General features: G+C 70.9%; 14 protein-coding genes. 5 read left to right on the top strand and 9 right to left on the bottom strand.

Features of this window, described 5'->3' with window-relative positions:
* The first annotated feature begins 17 nt into the window (after nt 1–17).
* The gene (locus tag ABT137_RS05625) at nt 18–1,010 is read left to right on the top strand and encodes an aldo/keto reductase (RefSeq protein ID WP_351702932.1); all 993 of its coding nucleotides are present in this window, start codon (nt 18–20) and stop codon (nt 1,008–1,010) included.
* A 184-nt stretch (nt 1,011–1,194) separates the two neighbouring features.
* Here ABT137_RS05625 and thpR read toward each other — a convergent pair whose 3' ends face one another.
* The gene (thpR, locus tag ABT137_RS05630) at nt 1,195–1,767 is read right to left on the bottom strand and encodes an RNA 2',3'-cyclic phosphodiesterase (protein ID WP_351702935.1); all 573 of its coding nucleotides are present in this window, start codon (nt 1,765–1,767) and stop codon (nt 1,195–1,197) included.
* Nucleotides 1,768–1,793: 26 nt separating this feature from the next.
* Between thpR and ABT137_RS05635 the strand changes: the two genes are divergently transcribed.
* Entirely contained in the window at nt 1,794–2,312 is a 519-nt protein-coding gene (locus tag ABT137_RS05635; RefSeq protein ID WP_351702938.1) for a GNAT family N-acetyltransferase, read from the top strand.
* A 51-nt stretch (nt 2,313–2,363) separates the two neighbouring features.
* Here the strand turns inward: ABT137_RS05635 and ABT137_RS05640 are convergent, their stop codons facing one another.
* Complete coding sequence (locus ABT137_RS05640; protein WP_351702941.1) at nt 2,364–3,713, bottom strand: MFS transporter; 1,350 nt, start codon at nt 3,711–3,713, stop codon at nt 2,364–2,366.
* 29 nt (nt 3,714–3,742) lie between these two features.
* Nucleotides 3,743–4,180: a MarR family winged helix-turn-helix transcriptional regulator gene (locus ABT137_RS05645; protein WP_351702944.1), complete on the bottom strand. Its 438-nt coding sequence runs from the start codon at nt 4,178–4,180 to the stop codon at nt 3,743–3,745.
* A 182-nt stretch (nt 4,181–4,362) separates the two neighbouring features.
* Between ABT137_RS05645 and ABT137_RS05650 the strand changes: the two genes are divergently transcribed.
* Entirely contained in the window at nt 4,363–4,557 is a 195-nt protein-coding gene (locus ABT137_RS05650) for a ribbon-helix-helix protein, CopG family (RefSeq protein WP_351702947.1), read from the top strand.
* A gap of 10 nt (nt 4,558–4,567) precedes the next feature.
* On the opposite strand, the gene ABT137_RS05655 is transcribed toward ABT137_RS05650, so the two are convergent.
* A complete protein-coding gene (locus tag ABT137_RS05655) occupies nt 4,568–6,019 on the bottom strand; it encodes an NCS2 family permease (RefSeq protein WP_351702950.1) in 1,452 nt (483 codons plus the stop codon).
* 112 nt (nt 6,020–6,131) lie between these two features.
* Here ABT137_RS05655 and ABT137_RS05660 point away from each other — a divergent pair, with 112 nt between their 5' ends.
* Nucleotides 6,132–6,395: a DUF2530 domain-containing protein gene (locus tag ABT137_RS05660; protein WP_351702953.1), complete on the top strand. Its 264-nt coding sequence runs from the start codon at nt 6,132–6,134 to the stop codon at nt 6,393–6,395.
* Nucleotides 6,396–6,559: 164 nt separating this feature from the next.
* Entirely contained in the window at nt 6,560–8,959 is a 2,400-nt protein-coding gene (locus ABT137_RS05665; protein ID WP_351702956.1) for an HAD-IC family P-type ATPase, read from the top strand.
* 111 nt (nt 8,960–9,070) lie between these two features.
* Here the strand turns inward: ABT137_RS05665 and ABT137_RS05670 are convergent, their stop codons facing one another.
* The 5 genes from ABT137_RS05670 to ABT137_RS05690 form a co-directional block, all read right to left on the bottom strand.
* Nucleotides 9,071–9,856, bottom strand: a complete 786-nt coding sequence (locus ABT137_RS05670) for a hypothetical protein (RefSeq protein ID WP_351702959.1) — start codon at nt 9,854–9,856, stop codon at nt 9,071–9,073.
* 173 nt (nt 9,857–10,029) lie between these two features.
* Nucleotides 10,030–10,953, bottom strand: coding sequence for a hypothetical protein (locus tag ABT137_RS05675; protein ID WP_351702962.1), 924 nt, complete (start codon nt 10,951–10,953; stop codon nt 10,030–10,032).
* Between the two features lie 71 nt (nt 10,954–11,024).
* Nucleotides 11,025–11,783, bottom strand: coding sequence for a calcium-binding protein (locus tag ABT137_RS05680; protein WP_351702965.1), 759 nt, complete (start codon nt 11,781–11,783; stop codon nt 11,025–11,027).
* Between the two features lie 136 nt (nt 11,784–11,919).
* Nucleotides 11,920–15,036: a sacsin N-terminal ATP-binding-like domain-containing protein gene (locus tag ABT137_RS05685; RefSeq protein WP_351702968.1), complete on the bottom strand. Its 3,117-nt coding sequence runs from the start codon at nt 15,034–15,036 to the stop codon at nt 11,920–11,922.
* Nucleotides 15,037–15,512: 476 nt separating this feature from the next.
* Nucleotides 15,513–16,439 (bottom strand): DUF3027 domain-containing protein, encoded by a 927-nt coding sequence (locus ABT137_RS05690; protein WP_351702971.1) that lies wholly within the window; start codon nt 16,437–16,439, stop codon nt 15,513–15,515.
* Between the last annotated feature and the right edge of the window lie 408 nt (nt 16,440–16,847).

The following is a 16,847-nucleotide window of genomic DNA, read 5'->3' on the forward strand; positions in this document are numbered from 1 at the left end:
CCGTTGGCTTGGTGACCATGAAGTACACGCAGCTCGGACGTACCGGACTCAAGGTCAGCCGACTCGTCCTCGGCACCATGAACTTCGGCCCGCAGACCGACGAGGCCGACAGTCACGCGATCATGGACGCGGCCCTCGACGCCGGCATCAACTTCTTCGACACCGCCAACGTGTACGGGTGGGGTGAGAACAAGGGGCGGACCGAGGAGATCATCGGCAACTGGTTCGCCAAGAGCCCCGTCCACCGCGACAAGGTCGTGCTCGCCACCAAGGTGTACGGCAACATGGCCGCCGACGGGGATGCCTGGCCCAACCACGACAAGCTCTCCGCGCTGAACATCCGGCGCGCGGTCGACGCCAGCCTCAAGCGGCTGCAGACCGACTACATCGACGTCTACCAGTTCCACCACGTCGACCGCCGGACCCCCTTCGAGGAGATCTGGCAGGCGATCGACACCCTCGTCACGCAGGGGAAGATCCTCTACGTCGGCTCCTCCAACTTCCCCGGCTACAAGATCGCCCAGGCCAACGAGATCGCCGCCCGGCGCGGCGGGACCATCGGGCTGGTCAGCGAGCAGTGCCTCTACAACCTCGCCGAGCGCCGCGCCGAGATGGAGGTCATCCCGGCCGCGCAGGAGTACGGCCTCGGGGTCATCCCCTGGTCGCCGCTGCAGGGCGGGCTGCTCGGCGGTGTGCTCAAGAAGGAGGTCGAGGGCGGGCGCCGTGCCAGTGGCCGGGCCGCCGACTCCCTCGCCAACACCACCATCCGCGCCCAGATCCAGGCCTACGAGGACCTGCTGGACAAGCACGGTGTGGAGCCGGGCGAGGCCGCCCTGGCCTGGCTGCTCACCCGCCCCGGCGTCACCGGCCCGATCGTCGGCCCGCGCACCGGCGAACAGCTCGACTCGGCACTGAGGGCCGTGGAGCTCGAACTGAGCGAGGAGCTGCTGGCCGGGCTGGACGAGATCTTCCCGGGCCCGGGGCCGTCCCCGGAGGCCTTCGCCTGGTAAGCGCCCCGCAAGGGGCGCGGGGAACTGCGCGACCAGCCACCGACTGCCCGCGGCCGGCAACGGTGGCCGCAGTTCCCCAGCCGGCCCTCACCTCATGGCAGAGGCCACGGCCACCACAACGAACAACAACACAAGCGCACCGGCCATGATCCGGTTCCTGGTCTTCGGGTCCACGGCACCGAGCCTAACCGCCCGCCCCGAGCCCCCAGCGGCCGACCACCTCGTACCGCGGCTGCTCCCCCGGCACCCCCGACGTCGGCAGGTTGCTGCGCACCAGCGCCAGCTCCCCCACCGTCCAGGTCCGGCTCGTGAACTCCGCCAGCAGCGTGACGTACGGCCGTACCTGCACCGCGTCCCGGCTGCGGGCCACCGTCAGGTGGGCCTTGTAGCGGCGGTGCTCCCCCATCGGCAGGCCCGCCTTCCGGGCCGCCGCCTCCGCGCGGTCGGCCAGCAGGCGGAGGGTGCCCAGGTCGCCGTCGGCCCCTGCCCACAGGGCCCTGCCGTGTCCGAACTGCCCGCCGCCCGCGATGGCCAGCGCGAAGGGCGGGGTGCGGTGGGCTGCGCGGGCGAGGCGGTCCGAGAGGTCCGGTACGACGTCGTCGTCGACCTCGCCGTAGAACGCGAGGGTGTAGTGCCAGCCGGTGCGGCCGGTCCAGCGCAGCGCCGCGGCGCCGGGCAGCTTCTTCAACTCGGCCACGCGCTCGGCGAGTTCGACGGCCACGTCCTCCGGGGGCAGCACGGCGGCGAAGAGTCTCATGCGGACCACCCTGCCATCATGGGGCGATGCAGATCGCCATCAGAGAAGCCGGACCCGACGACATACCCGTGATCCTCGGCATGCTCGACAGCTGCGTGGAATGGCTGGTGGGGCTGGGGCGCACCGAGCAGTGGGGGACCACCCCGCTGTCGGCGAACGAGAAGACCGTGGAGTCGGTCGCCCGGTACATGGACGAGGGTGTGACGTACCTCGCCGCGGCGGACGGGGTGCCGGCCGCCACGCTCACCCTCACCGACGCCCCCGGCGCCTACCTGGCCCATCTGCCGCCGCCCGGTGAACCCGAGCGGTACATCCACTGGCTCGCCTCCGACCGCCGTTTCAAGGGCCACGGCATCGGCAGCGCCCTGCTGGCGCACGCGGCCGAGGAGACCCGGCGGGCCGGGGTCGCGCTGCTGCGGGTGGACTGCTACGCGGGCGCCGACGGAAAGCTCGTCCGCTACTACGAGAGCAACGGCTTCACCCGCACCGACACCTACACGGCGATGCGCGACTGGCCGGGACAGGTACTGGCCCGGAGGCTGTAGTCCGCCTCCGGGCCGGTACCCGCGTCCGTACGTGTCCGGGGCCGCCGGTTCTCAGGCCGCCGGTGCGAGCTGTTCCTGCTGTTCTCTCGGGACGAAGCGGACCCGGGGGTGGCCGGCGTGCCAGCCGACCGACAGGCGGAGGTTGCCGACCCGGGCCAGGACGAGGCCGATGACGATCGCCGCGGCCGCGGCGATCGCACCGCCGACGGCGAGGCCCGCCCGGACGCCGTAGGTGTCCGTGATCCAGCCGGCGATGGGCGCGCCGATGGGTGAGCCGCCCATGAACACCATCATGTAGAGGGCCATCACCCGGCCCCGCATGGCCGGGTCGGTGCCCATCTGGACGGTGGTGTTGGCGGTGACGTTGACCGTCATGCCGAACATGCCGATCGGGACCATGAGCAGGGAGAACAGCCAGAGCGAGGGGGCGGTCGCGGCCACCAGCTCCAGACCGCCGAAGGCCACCGCAGCCGCGAGCATCACGCGCATCTTGGCCGTGCCGCGTCTGGCCGCGAGCAGGGCGCCGGCCAGGGAGCCGGCCGCCATCAGGGTGTTGAAGAGGCTGTAGGAGCCGGCGCCCGCGTGGAAGACGTCGTCCGCGAAGGCGGAGAGGTAGACGGGGAAGTTGAAGCCGAAGGTGCCGATGAACCCGATCAGGATGATGGTCCAGGTCAGGTCCGGGCGTCCGGCGACATAGCGCAGGCCCTCTCGGAGCTGGCCCTTCCCCTTGGGTGTGCGCTGGACGGCGTGCAGGTCACGCGCGCGCATGAGCAGCAGTCCGACGAGGGGGGCGACGAAGGACAGGCCGTTGAAGAGGAACGCCCAGCCGGTGCCCACGCCGGTGATCATGAGGCCGGCGACGGCCGGGCCGACCAGGCGGGCGGACTGGAAGTTCGCGGAGTTCAGGCTGACCGCGTTCTGCAGCTGGTCCGGGCCGACCATCTCGGAGACGAAGGACTGGCGGGCCGGGTTGTCGACGACCGTGGCCAGGCCGACGACGAAGGCGGCGAGGTAGACGTGCCAGACCTGGACATGGCCGGAGAGGGTCAGCAGCGCCAGCGCGATGCCGGTGAGGGCCATGGAGGTCTGGGTGACGAGGAGGGCCCGCCGCTTGTTGAGGCGGTCGACCAGGACCCCGCCGTAGAGGCCGAAGAGGAGCATCGGCAGGAACTGCAGGGCGGTGGTGACGCCGACGGCGGTCGCGGAGCCGGTGAGGCTGAGGACCAGCCAGTCCTGCGCGATGCGCTGCATCCAGGTGCCTATGTTCGAGACGACCTGGCCGGCGAAGAACAGCCGGTAGTTCCTGACCTTCAGCGAGCTGAACATCGAGGACTTACGGGCTGCGGGGGTAGTAGGGGCGGTCGGTGCGGGGGCGGAAGGTGTTCCGGGTCCCGTACTCAAACGGATTCGCCTCCTCCTTCTATCGGCTGTTACAGGTGTGCGAGCTTCTCCAGCACGGGGGCGGCGGCGCGGAGTTTCGCCCACTCGTCCTCGTCGAGGCCGTCGACCAGGCCGGCCAGGAACGCGTTGCGCTTGCGACGGCTCTCCTCGAGCATCGCCTCGGCCTGTTCGGTCTTGGTGACGACTTTCTGGCGCCGGTCCTCGGGGTGCGGCTCCAGTCGGACCAGTCCCTTGGCCTCCAGCAGCGCGACGATGCGGGTCATCGAGGGCGGCTGCACGTGCTCCTTGCGGGCCAGCTCACCGGGGGTGGCCTGGCCGCAGTTGGAGAGGGTGCCCAGCACCGACATCTCGGTGGGGCTCAGTGACTCGTCGACCCGCTGGTGCTTGAGCCGTCGCGAGAGTCGCATCACGGCGGAGCGGAGGGAGTTCACGGCGGCCGCGTCGTCGCCATGGGTAAGGTCCGGCATGTTCTTTAGAGTAACTCATTACCCTACCTAAAGACCACCCGGACACGCCGATATGCCCGTGACCTCGGCCACTGAATCCGGGGGCCTGGGGGCATCCCCCAGAAAACATCGCGTCACCCGTACGGGTGAGCCGGATCCGGAAAGTGACGCATCGGGCGCGCGGATGTGGCGCCCTCGTATCCATGGGGACCAGTGTGTTCAGCCTGCGGATAGACAAGGAGCTGCTCGACCGGCTCCGGTGTCATGCGGCGAAAAGGGGAATGAGCGTCCAGGACTACGTGGTCCGGACGCTCATTCGGGACGATTTCGACGAGCGGTTCTCGGCCGCCGTCGAGGAGACGGAGCGGTTCTACGGCGACCAGATGAAGGTCACCTGACCCCGGGAGGTCACGTGAGGCCGAGGGCCGGCATCAGGTAGTAGAAGGCGAACACCGCCGAGACCACGTACATCGCGACCGGGATCTCCCTGGCCCGGCCGGCGGCCAGGCGCAGCACCACGAAGGTGATGAAGCCCATGCCGATGCCGTTCGTGATCGAGTAGGTGAACGGCATCATCACCATGGTCACGAAGGCCGGGATCGCGAGCGTGTGGTCGGCCCAGTCGATCTCCTTGATCGACCCGGCCAGGATCAGGAAGCCGACCGCGAACAGCGCCGGGGTGGCCGCCTGGGACGGGACCATCGTGGCGACGGGGGTGAGGAACAGCGCCACGGCGAACAGTCCGCCGGTGACGACGTTGGCGAAGCCGGTGCGGGCGCCCTCGCCGACGCCCGCCGTCGACTCGACGAAGCAGGTGGTGGCGGAGGAGGAGCTGGCACCGCCGACCGCGACCGCGACACCGTCGATGAAGAGGACCTTGTTGATGCCCGGCATGTAGCCCTGGGCGTCGGTCAGCTTGGCCTCGTCGCTGACGCCCATGATCGTGCCCATGGCGTCGAAGAAGCAGGACAGCAGGACCGTGAAGACGAAGAGGATGCCGGTCAGCACGCCGACCTTGCCGAAGCCGCCGAAGAGGCTGACCTTGCCGAGCAGACCGAAGTCCGGGGTGGCGGCCGGGTTGCCGGGCCACGTCGGGACGGTCAGGCCCCAGCTCGTCACATGGGCGACGGCATTGATGATCAGCGCGAGCACGGTCATCGCGACGATCGAGATCAGGATCGCGCCGGAGACCTTGCGGACGATCAGCGCGAGGGTGAGCAGCACGCCGAGCACGAAGACGAGCACCGGCCAGCCGTTGAGGTGACCGTCGGCGCCGAGCTGGAGCGGGACGGTGGTCTGGGCGACGTCCGGGATACGGGTGACGAAGCCGGAGTCCACCAGACCGATCAGCATGATGAACAGGCCGATACCGATCGAGATCGCCTTGCGCAGGCTGTAGGGGACGGCGTTCATCACGCGCTCGCGCAGACCGCTGGCGACCAGCAGCATCACGACGATGCCGGCGAGCACCACCATGCCCATGGCGTCCGGCCAGGACATCCGGGGCGCCAGCTGGAGCGCGACGACGGAGTTCACGCCGAGGCCGGCGGCGAGCGCGATCGGGACGTTGCCGATGACGCCCATCAGCAGCGTCGTGAAGGCCGCCGTGATGACGGTGGCGGTGACCAGCTGACCGTGGTCGAGCTGGTGGCCGTACATGTCCTTCGCGCTGCCGAGGATGATCGGGTTCAGCACGATGATGTACGCCATCGCGAAGAACGTGGCGAAACCGCCGCGCACCTCGCGGGCCAGGGTGCTGCCCCGCTCGGAGATCTTGAAGTAACGATCCAGCGCGCCGTACGCGGGGGTCGCACCCGGCTGTTCGGGGGCGGGGGCCTGGGTGGAAGCCGGGGTTGACATTGGAGGTTCCTACGATCAGAAGTGGTCAAACACAAACGGTTTCAGTATGAACATATGACGTCCAGAGCGCTATCTCCGCGCGTAGACCGAGTGGGTGCGTAAGCTAAGCGCCATGGCGAAGTGGACCCCCCAGCACGAGGCACCGGAGCCCCTTGAGGGCCCTGTCGTCCCGACGATCACCGGCGGCACGATCATCTGGTTCGTCCTCTTCCTGGCCCAGCTCCCCTTCTACGGCTGGTACTCCGACCACGGCCACACCTGGTGGATCTGGACCTGCCTGGCCGGCGGCGGCCTCGGCCTGATCGGCGTGTACTACGTGAAACGCCGGGACGCGGCGATCAAGCGAGCAGAGGCGCCGCGCGCGGTGACCGAGTAGACGCGCCCCCGCGAGGCCGACCAGACCGCCCTCCCCGAGTCGGGCGGGTGGGTGGGCAAGGAGTCTCGGCGTCTACAACCTGCGCACGAGTTCGGTCCTCCCCTGGTCGGATCTTCCGGGCACTCGGCAGGTGAACGCGCAAATCCGCACGTACCGTCGAATGCATGCAGCACATCGACGCGGGCGCCGAGCTCGACCCTGTGCATCCCGTACCGCTGCCGGCGCCCGTGCGGGCGACCGGCCTGACAACCACCGAGGTCGCGGAGCGGATCGCGCGCGGCCAGGTGAACGACGTACCGGTGCGCAGCAGCCGCTCGTTCGGCGAGATCGTGCGCGCGAACGTCTTCACCCGGTTCAACGCGATCATCGGCGTGCTGTGGCTGGTCATGCTGGCCGTGGCACCGATCCAGGACAGCCTGTTCGGTTTCGTGATCCTCGCCAACACGGGCATCGGCATCGTGCAGGAGTGGCGGGCGAAGAAGACCCTGGACTCGCTCGCGGTGATAGGCGAGGCGCGGCCGACCGTGCGCCGGGACGGGGCCGCCGTCGAAGTGAGCACGAGTGAGATCGTGCTCGGTGACCTGATGGAGATCGGCCCCGGCGACAAGATCGTCGTGGACGGGGTGTGTGCCGAGGCCGACGGCCTGGAGATCGACGAGTCGCTGCTCACCGGTGAGGCCGACCCGGTCGTCAAACGCCCCGGCGACCAGGTGATGTCGGGCTCCTTCGTGGTGGCCGGCGGCGGCGCCTTCGCGGCGACGAAGGTCGGCCGGGAGGCGTACGCGGCCCAGCTCGCCGAAGAGGCGTCCAGGTTCACGCTCGTCCACTCCGAGCTGCGCACCGGTATCTCGACCATCCTCAAGTACGTGACCTGGATGATGGTCCCGGCCGCGATCGGCCTGGTCGCCACCCAGCTGGTCGTGAAGAACAACGGTCTCAAGGACGCCGTCGCCCGCACGGTCGGCGGCATCGTCCCGATGGTCCCCGAGGGCCTGGTCCTGCTCACCTCGGTCGCCTTCGCGATCGGCGTGATCCGGCTGGGCCGCCAGCAGTGCCTGGTCCAGGAACTCCCCGCGATCGAGGGTCTCGCCCGGATCGACACCGTCTGCCTCGACAAGACCGGCACCCTCACCGAGGGCGGCATGGACGTCACCGAGCTGCGGGCGCTGGACGGGGCCGACGAGACGTACGTACGCAAGGTGCTGGGCTCGCTCGGCGAGTCCGACCCGCGCCCCAACGCCTCCCTCCAGGCGATCATCGCCGCCTACCCGGACAGCGAGGACTGGCGGTGCGTGGAGTCGCTGCCCTTCTCCTCCGCCCGCAAGTACAGCGGGGCCACCTTCAGCGAGGGCGACGGGGAGCTGAGCACCTGGCTGCTGGGGGCGCCGGACGTGCTCCTCGGCGCCGACGACCCGGCGCTGGCCGAAACCGTACGCCTCAACGAGCAGGGGCTGCGGGTGCTGCTGCTCGCCCGCGCCGCCCGGGACCTCGACGACCCGAAGGTGGCACAGGGGGCCGGCGCCACCGCGCTGGTGGTCCTGGAGCAGCGGCTCCGCCCGGACGCCGCCGACACCCTCCGCTACTTCGCCGACCAGGACGTCCGCGCCAAGGTCATCTCCGGCGACAACGCGGTGTCGGTGGGGGCGGTGGCGGCCAAGCTCGGCCTCAGCGGTACGACGGTGGACGCGCGCCGGCTGCCGGCCGAGCGGGACGGGATGGCCGAGGCCCTCGACGCGGGCACCGTCTTCGGACGGGTCACCCCGCAGCAGAAGCGGGACATGGTGGGGGCGTTGCAGTCGCGCGGGCACACGGTCGCGATGACCGGCGACGGCGTGAACGACGTACTGGCCCTCAAGGACGCCGACATCGGGGTCTCGATGGGCTCGGGCTCGGAGGCGACCCGGGCGGTCGCCCAGATCGTGCTGCTCAACAACAGCTTCGCCACGCTGCCCTCGGTGGTGGCCGAGGGGCGGCGGGTGATCGGCAACATCACCCGGGTCGCGACGCTGTTCCTGGTCAAGACGGTGTACTCGGTGCTGCTCGCGGTGCTCGTGGTCTGCTGGCAGGTCGAGTACCCCTTCCTGCCGAGGCACCTGACCCTGCTCTCCACCCTGACCATCGGCATCCCGGCCTTCTTCCTGGCCCTGGCACCGAACAAGGAACGGGCGCAGCCGCACTTCGTCCGCCGGGTGATGCGCTACTCGATCCCGGGGGGCGTGGTGGCCGGCGTCGCGACCTTCGTGACGTATCTGATCGCCCGCCACTACTACACGGGGCCGGGGTCCCTGGACGCCGAGACCAGTGCCGCGACCCTGACCCTGTTCCTGATCTCGATGTGGGTGCTGGCGATCATCGCCCGGCCGTACACCTGGTGGCGCGTCGCCCTGGTGGCCGCGATGGGCGTGGCCTTCGTGTTCGTACTCGCCGTGCCCGCGCTGCAGAGCTTCTTCGCGTTGAAGCTGGTGGGGGTGGCGATGCCGTGGACTGCCGTCGGCGTGGCCGTGGTGGCGTCGGCGGTGCTGGAGCTTCTCTGGAAGTGGGTGGAGCGGAAGTACCCGGTGTGATGCGGTGGTGGGGAACCGCGCGGGCCCGGTGGAAGTTGATCGCGCCCGCGCGGCGGAGCCGCACATCACATACAGCCCCGCGCCCCTTACGGGGCGCTGTCCCCTACGGGGTTACTGCACGTCGACGTAGTCGCCCGTGGCGCTGACCGCCGGGCTGGTCGAGGTGCCGGCGAAGGAGTAGCGGAAGTAGCCGTCGACCGACGCCGTGGTCGTCGTCTTCAGGGCGCCCGTGGAGGAGGCCTTGATGGTCTTCAGGGTGGTGTAGGTGGTGGAGCTCTTCTTGCGGAACTGGAGCTTGACCGACTGGCTGCCGTAGGCGCCGTACTTGTGGGTGTCCCAGTTGGCGCGGGTCAGGGAGCCGGTGACCGTGACGGTCTTGCCCTTCTTGACCGGCTCGGGAGTGGCGTTGACCGTCAGCTTGGTGGCGCGCAGGACCTTGGTGGTGCCCAGGCCGCCCTTCCAGTTCATGTTGCCGTCCTTGTCGGCGGCGAGGGCGCCGACGTTCCAGGAGCCGGCCTCGGAGTTGTCCAGGTCCCAGTCCCCGTTGACCGTGAAGAGGAGCGTGGCCTTGCAGTTGAGAACCGTGGTGGAGGCGGCGGTGCAGGTGCCCGGCTCGTCGGAGATGAAGACATCGCTCGGCGACGTGATCGAGGTACCGCGGTAGATGACCGGACCGGTCTGGAAGCTGCTGGCGCTCAGGCTCGCCGCGTGGGTCACGGTGTACGTGACCGAGAAGGACGCCTTGGTCGTGCCGACGACCATGCTGCTGCCCTTGTTGATCTTCATGTTGGAGAAGGTGACGTCCGGCGTGCTGCCCGCGGCGTGTGCGGCCGGGGCGACGAACGCGGAGAGGGCCAGGGCGCCGGAGACGGCGGCCACAGTGGCACGAATGCGCATGAATTCCCCAGTGGGAACAGTGGGCGCGATGCCCAAGTGATCTAGGGAGTCTGTTGACTCGGCTGATCAGATCCACGAGGGGCGAGTGAGGTTGTACGAGTGAGACGTAATCCGGTCAGATTTTGTTTCCTTTGCGACCGGATTACGTCTCCTTGGGGTTACTCCCGGTGCCGCTACTTCACGCCGACGTAGTCACCCGTCGCGTTGACCGCCGGGGTCGTCGCGGTGCCGACGAAGGAGAAGCGGTAGTAGCCGTCCACCGTCGCCTTCGTGGTCGTCTTCAGCGTGCCGGTCGAGGACGTCTTGATGCCCTTGACGTTGGTGTACGTGGTGCTGCCCTTCTTGCGGAACTGCAGCCGCACCGACTGGCCGGTGTAGCCGTGGTACTTGCCGTCCTCCCAGTTGGCGCGGGACAGCTTGCCGGTGACCGTGATGGTCTGGCCCTTCTTCACCGGCTCCGGCGCGGCGTTGACCGTCAGCTTGGACAGGCGCTGGACCTGGGTGCTGCCGAGGGCGCCCTGGTCGGCGTACCCGATCTTGGTGATGTCGAAGTCGTCGCTGGCCGGGTCCTGGCCGTTGTACGCGATGGCCAGGGCACCGGCGTGCCAGAGGCCGGCGTCGGAGTTGAACAGCTCGCCCTCACCGGGGTAGATGTCGATGTTCCCCTTGCAGCTGGCGGTGGTCGCCGAGGTGACCGTGCACTTCGCCGGGTCGTCGCCGATCAGGAAGTTGGCCGAGTTGTCGTAGGAGCCCTTGTAGATGTAGGCGCCCGAGAAGAAGTCCGCGGCGGTGATGTCGACATCGGCGCCGTGGGTCAGCGTGTAGGTGACCGACGTGGCGACGTGCGCGGTCGTACCGACCGTGACCGCCTTGGCGATCTTGACGTTGGAGAAGGTGACGTCCATGGCGTACGGAGCGTCGTCGTCCGCGGTGGTGGCGCTGAACGCGGTCTTGCCGGACGCCGAGTGAGCGGCCGCGAAGAGCTTCGCCGCGTCGGTACCGAAGGACGAGCCGCCGGCGGCGTGCGCGGCCGGCATCGCGAAAGCGGAGAGTGCCAGGGCGCCGGAGACGGCGGCCACAGTGGCGCGTATACGCATGTGGTTCCTCGGAGAGAAGGTCGGAGAGAAAGGGAGGCGTGGGGGGTTGGAGGTGACCGAACTGCGGAGGACTACTGCACGTCGACGAAGTCGCCCGTGGCGCTGACCGCGCCCGTGGTCCCGTTGCCGGCGAAGGAGTAGCGGTAGTAGCCGTCCACCGTCGCCGTGGTCGTCGTCTTCAGGGCGCCCGCCGAGGTGGCCTTGATGGTCTTCACCGTGGTGTAGGCGCTGGAGCTCTTCTTGCGGAACTGCAGCTGCACCGACTGGCTGCCGTACGCCGAGTACTTGAGGGACTCCCAGTTGGCGCGGGTCAGGCTGCCGGTGACCGTGATGGTCTTGCCCTTCTTCACCGGCTCCGGCGTAGCGTTGGCCGTCAGCTTCGCGGCGCGCTGGAACTTGAAGGAGCCCGCCTTCTCGACCCAGATGAAGTCCCCGTCCTTGGCGTCGACCCACGCGTCGACGTACCAGGTACCGGCGCTCGCGTTGCTGAGATAGTCGACCTTCGGGTCGATCTTCACAGTGCCGGTGCACGTCGAGGTGGTCGCACTGGCCGCCACGCAGGTCGGCTTGGAAGTGGTGTAGAAGCCGTAGTCCGGTCCCGACAGCGAGAAATTGTCGGCGCTCTTGATACCGGAGTTGTCCTTGGCCGTCACTGCGACCTTGACGGTCACCGCGCCGGACGTGCCCACGACCACCTTGTTGTCCCCGTCGACGACGACCTTGGTGATCGTGGTGTCACCGGATCCCCCGTCCGCCTGGGCGGCCGGGACGGCGAGGGCACAGAGAGCCAGGGCGCCCGTGACGGACGCCCCGATGACGCGAATACGCATGAGTTCCCCACGTTGGTCGAGCTTGGTTGATCAGCAAGTCCTGCGACTCGTGTGATCAGACTCCGGCGACGGGGGGACGGTTGTACGAATCTCGAAACTTGTGCGCGATCTGTGAATCTCAGTCGAACTGTGAACCTCAGTCGAACCAGCGGTCCCGCGCCAGCTCCTCCGTCCGGGACGGGTCCTCCAGGAGGGCCGCCACCTCGAAGCGGCGCGGCCACTGGCCCGCCGCCCAGGCCAGACCGGCCGCCACGCCCTCCAGGGTCGCGGCGTGCAGGACGCCGTCACCGGTGAGGCGCCAGTCGATCTCGACGCCGTCGACCACCAGCTCCTCGTGCTCCACGTACGTCCGCGGGGTGCGCGGGCCGAGCAGGACGTGTACCGCGTCCGGGACGTCGTGCTCCGTGCCCTCCGAGTCGACCGAACCCGTCACCGACTCGCTCAGCCGCCGCACCTGGAACAGCTCGGCCAGCTCGGCGGCCCGGGACGGCCGTACGGGCAGCAGCGGGACACCGGCCGTGAACGGCAGCAGATCGGGCGAGTCGACGACCACCGCGTCCGCCGCGTCCACGACCTCCACCCGGCCGTCGATCACCGCCCGCACCTCGTCCGGCAGGGTCACCTGCTCGGGGTCCAGGTCCGCCAGCGCGCCGTACAGCGCGTGCAGTTGGGCGCCGGAGACGGAGCGGTCCGGGTCGGCGAGGCGGTCGAGGAGTTCGGCGCCGCCGCCGGGCTCGTCGAGGAGGGCGGCCACCGAGGTCCGTACGCCCAGCGCCCGCAGCACCTGCTCGTCCTCGAAGCCGGTCGCATCGGCCTCCTCGTAGAGGCCGCGCAGCAGCGGGTCGCCGCCGGCCGCCAGCAGGCCGGCCGGGCGGCGGCCGTCGAGGACCGGGTGCCCGCGCAGCCACCACGCGGTGTACGGCCGTACGACCTCGTGCGTGCCGTCGGGCAGCAGGATGCGGACCGGCTGGGTGAGGGCGTCGCGCAGCGGCGGCTGGGCGAGCAGGGCGAGGGCCTCGGGCCAGTGGTCCTCGTCGACGAGGTCGAGGTCGCGGACGGCGATCAGCTCGGTGGCGACCGGCGGGACGGGGGTGTCCGGGAAGCGGTCGAGGATGTCCTCGCACCAGACGTCCACGGCGTCGAGGAGGCCGGCGTCGTCGGGTTCGGCGAAGTCGCCCTCGCGGGGCTCCAGTTCGTCCGGGTCCAGGACGACGTCGGCGGCACGGACGAGCGCGAAGTTCGCGAGCACCCCGCAGGCGGCGAGCGGGCCTTCGCCCCACTTCTCGGCCAACTGGGCGTCCACTGACGCCAGTTCGTCCTCCCTGATCACCCGGGCGAACGGGCTGCCGGGGAAGACCAGTTCACCGGCCGGGGCCAGCTCGCCGTCCTCGTCCGGGAGTGCGAGCGCGCCCAGCCACGGCTCGTCACCGGGCTCCAGGCCGGCGTCCCGCACCAGCGCGAGCACGGTGTCCGCCAACTCCTCGGCGTCCGGGGCGTCCTCCTCCCAGAGCGCGCCCCCCTCGTCGTCCAGCGAGGCCGCGACCGCGGCCCGTACCTGCGGGGTGGTGAGGACCGCGCGGGGGCTCGCGGGCAGGGCGCCGAGCTTCTCCAGGAGCGGGTGGGCGGCATCCTGGTGGGCGACCTTCAGACCGAGCCGGGCGAGCACCTCGGGGTCGATGGCGGCCGCGTCCGGGGTGGGCAGCAGGACCTGCCGGGGACCGATGGTGGTCCTGCCGTCCGCCAGCGGCACCGGCAGGCCGGAGAGCCGGTCCGGGTCGACGCCCGCGAGGCTGTCGTAGAGCCGCCACCACCAGTCCGGGTCCTTCTCCAGACCGGCCAGGCGGTCGACGGCGTCGGCGAGCGGCAGCCGGGCGACGGAGAGGGTGCGCAGCTCGACACGGCGTTCGAGACCGGCGGGGAGCAGCGTGGGCAGCACCTCGGCCAGGACCCGGACGGTCTCCGCACCCGCCCCCTCCACGATCTCGGCGTCACGCGGCCGCAGCGCCTCCGGAAGGTCGGAGTCGTCGCTCTCCACGGCGGGCGGCAGGAACGCGGTGCGCGGCAGCCGCTCCAGGATCGCCTGGCGCAGCGCGCCGTCCAGCTCGCCCTTGGCGAGCGGGCCGGGCACCAGGTGGATGATCCCCTCCCCCACCGGCCGCCAGTCGGCGAGGAGTTCGGCGTACGCGTCGGCCGCGCGCTGCACCAGGAAGTCGGTGAGCGGGCCGGGAGCGGCGTGCCGGCGGGTGGTGTCGAGGGGGAAGGAGGCGATGAGCAGGGCGGGCACGCCGAGGGGCTCGTCGCTCGGGGTCGGGGCGTGTACGACGGCGGCGGTGCGCGGCCGGTCGGGGGCGCCCTGGCCGTCCGTGGGCACGGCCCAGGTCAGCGACCAGTGCGGCCGCAGCCGCTCCTCGACCGGCCGGCCGACGAGCAGGTCGGGGGTGAGCGGGCCGTGCGCCGAGACGGTACGCCAGCGGGTCGTGCCCTCCTGCGAGTCCGCTACGACGGTGAGCGCGCCGTCGGTGCTGCGGCGCAGGGTGCGGGTGGCGTCGGCGTTCTCGACCACGACCTCCTCCAGCCCGGGGAGGGCGAGGAGCAGGGCGTCGTCCACGGCATCGAGGAGGCGCTCGGCGAGATCGGCGGCCGCGGTGTCCCGCAGCGGCAGGATCACGACCGTGTCGTACGGGTCAGGGGCGGTGCCCTCGGCGGCGAACGGGAGCCGCAGGAGGGGGACATGGCCGTCCCGCCGACGGATCTCGTCCCCCAGCCCCGGGCTGTGCCGGGCGGTCTCCTCGGCCAGCTCCCGGGCCTCGGCGAGGGACCAGCGGACCCCGCCGTGCCGCCCCACGACCGCGGGTTCGTCGGTCACGGCCAGCACGGCGGCGAACCCCACGCCGAACCGCCCCACCGCTCCCTCGCCGTCCCCCCGCTTGGCGGAGGCGCGCAGGGTGGAGAGGGACTCGACGCCGGCCGCGTCCAGCGGGGCGCCGGTGTTGGCGGCGAACAGGACGCCGTCGCGGAGGGTGAGCCGGAGCCGCCCGGGCACCCCGGCGCGGGCGGCCGCGTCGGCCGCGTTCTGGGCGAGCTCCACGACGAGCCGGTCCCGGTACCCCCCGAGGACCAGGTCCTCCTCGGCGTTGGCGTCCTCACGGAACCGGGCGGGGCTGGTGGCCCAGGCGTCGAGGACACCGCGGCGCAGGCGGGCGGTGCCGAAGGGGTCGGCGCCCTCGGCGGCGGGCCGCACGAACTTGCTCACGTTCACTCTCCTCGTCGACGTGAGGAGAAGGTACCGCGCGCCGGGGCCTCACCCACCCGCCCACCCGACCCGGTCGGCCGAGAAGCGAACGCCGGGACCCGCGCCCCGAAGGGGCGCCGGGGGTACCCCCGGCCGAAGGCTGGGGGAGGAACTGCGCGACCGGCCACGACGACGCCGCGGCGGTTCTCCCTGCGGGCGCGGTACGTCACGTTCGCACGCTCTACGCCCTGACCGAACGCCTCACGCCACCGGACGGGCCACGACCGCGATGACGGTCCTCTGGGCAGGTCCCTCTGCACGGCGGCCGGTCAGGCCGCCTCCGGTTCGCCGGCCGGGGCCCACGGTCCCGGCGGCGCCCTCCTGGTGGCTCTGGCCGCGGCGACCGGCGCGCTCCTGCTGGCGGCGGGGTCCGGTCTGCCGGGGCGTACGTGACGCAACCCGGCCGGACGGACCCCGGCTGACGAGGCGTCGGCCCGCTAGGAGTGGCCCAGCTCCGCCGACGTCTCGTCCTCCGTCGCCGGTACCGAACCGGAGTCGGAGGCGGGGCGGAGGGGGAAGGGGTCGACGCGCGTCTCGTCGATGACCGGCGGGGCCGGCTGGGGCGGTTTCGGCATGACCGCGGCCTCCGAGTGGCCGCCGCAGCCGTAGGAGAGGGAGACGACCCGGCCGTCGGCCGGGGAGAACTCGTTGGCGCAGACACCGAAGGCCTGGCCGAGGGAGCCGCCGATGGGGCTGAGGAAGCCGCAGCTCACGCAGGTCGCGGGGGCCGCCTGGGCCATGGGGGTCTTGGCGCCGTACGCGTCCTCCCAGCGGTCCGCGGCGATGTGCAGGCCGTAGCGGGACAGGACCCGGGCGCGGCGCATGCCGAGTTCCTCGGCGACCGAGGCGATCGTGCCCCGGGAGGGGACCGTGGGGAGGTGCGCGGGGGTGCCCGCGGTGACGTCGGCGTCCTCCGCCTCCGCCAGCTCCTCCATCTCCTCCGAGACCGGGGAGTTCGGCTCCGGTCCGTCCTCGCCGGTGTAGCCGGGCTCCAGGCGGAGGTCCTCGGCCTCGGTGGGCAGCAGGTCGCCGGGGCCCATGTCGCCGGGGCGCAGCCGCTCGCTCCACGGCACCCACTCGGGGGCGAGGAGGGCGTCGGAGCCGGGGAGGAGGACCACCTCGTCCAGGGTGACGACCTTGGCGCGGGAGGCGCGGGCCACCGTCACCGCCCAGCGCCAGCCGCGGTATCCCAGTTCCTTGCACTCGAAGAAGTGCGTGACCACGCGATCGCCCTCGGCCACCGCTCCGGCGTGCTCGCCGACCACCCCCGGTGCGGCGGCCTCCTCGGCGGCACCACGGGCGAGGTCGACGGCCTCGGCGCACAGACGGTCGGGGGTGCGGCTTCGCGTTGTCGCTGCGCTCACAGGTATCGCTTCTCTCCTACGCCGTCTCACGAGTGCGGTTGCCTCCGGCGGTGGGGCGGACGGAGCGGACCTGTGGGCCGCATCGACGTCCGCGTCCGATCGCGCTCGGGCGCACCTATGCCATCCATTCTGCTTTATGGCTGAGATACGCACGCTACCCCGTCGCCGGTGGATGGGGACAGTCCGGCGTGCGAGCGGGGAGGGGGAGAGCCGACGGGGGTGGGGCGAAAGCCGGTTTCGAGGCGGGACGGCGGCGGGTTTCGGAGGCGGGCGAGGAGTTGCTTTTTGGGGTGGTGGCGGGTTGTGGGGTGTGTGCGGGTGGGTGGGGGCCGGTCGCGCAGTTCCTCCCCCAGCCCAGCCGCGTCCTACCCCAAGGGGCCCCTACGACTCGCTTGGCCACAAAGTGCA

This window comes from Streptomyces sp. NPDC001980, from assembly GCF_040296885.1.
Lineage (GTDB): Bacteria > Actinomycetota > Actinomycetes > Streptomycetales > Streptomycetaceae > Streptomyces.

Excerpts from the sequence above, each read along its gene's own strand:
- ABT137_RS05625 (WP_351702932.1), top strand. The coding sequence starts at position 18 with ATGAAGTACACGCAGCTCGGACGTACCGGACTCAAGGTCAGCCGACTC.
- thpR (WP_351702935.1), bottom strand. The coding sequence starts at position 1,767 with ATGAGACTCTTCGCCGCCGTGCTGCCCCCGGAGGACGTGGCCGTCGAA.
- ABT137_RS05635 (WP_351702938.1), top strand. The coding sequence starts at position 1,794 with ATGCAGATCGCCATCAGAGAAGCCGGACCCGACGACATACCCGTGATC.
- ABT137_RS05645 (WP_351702944.1), bottom strand. The coding sequence starts at position 4,180 with ATGCCGGACCTTACCCATGGCGACGACGCGGCCGCCGTGAACTCCCTC.
- ABT137_RS05650 (WP_351702947.1), top strand. The coding sequence starts at position 4,363 with ATGGGGACCAGTGTGTTCAGCCTGCGGATAGACAAGGAGCTGCTCGAC.
- ABT137_RS05655 (WP_351702950.1), bottom strand. The coding sequence starts at position 6,019 with ATGTCAACCCCGGCTTCCACCCAGGCCCCCGCCCCCGAACAGCCGGGT.
- ABT137_RS05660 (WP_351702953.1), top strand. The coding sequence starts at position 6,132 with ATGGCGAAGTGGACCCCCCAGCACGAGGCACCGGAGCCCCTTGAGGGC.
- ABT137_RS05665 (WP_351702956.1), top strand. The coding sequence starts at position 6,560 with ATGCAGCACATCGACGCGGGCGCCGAGCTCGACCCTGTGCATCCCGTA.
- ABT137_RS05670 (WP_351702959.1), bottom strand. The coding sequence starts at position 9,856 with ATGCGCATTCGTGCCACTGTGGCCGCCGTCTCCGGCGCCCTGGCCCTC.
- ABT137_RS05675 (WP_351702962.1), bottom strand. The coding sequence starts at position 10,953 with ATGCGTATACGCGCCACTGTGGCCGCCGTCTCCGGCGCCCTGGCACTC.
- ABT137_RS05680 (WP_351702965.1), bottom strand. The coding sequence starts at position 11,783 with ATGCGTATTCGCGTCATCGGGGCGTCCGTCACGGGCGCCCTGGCTCTC.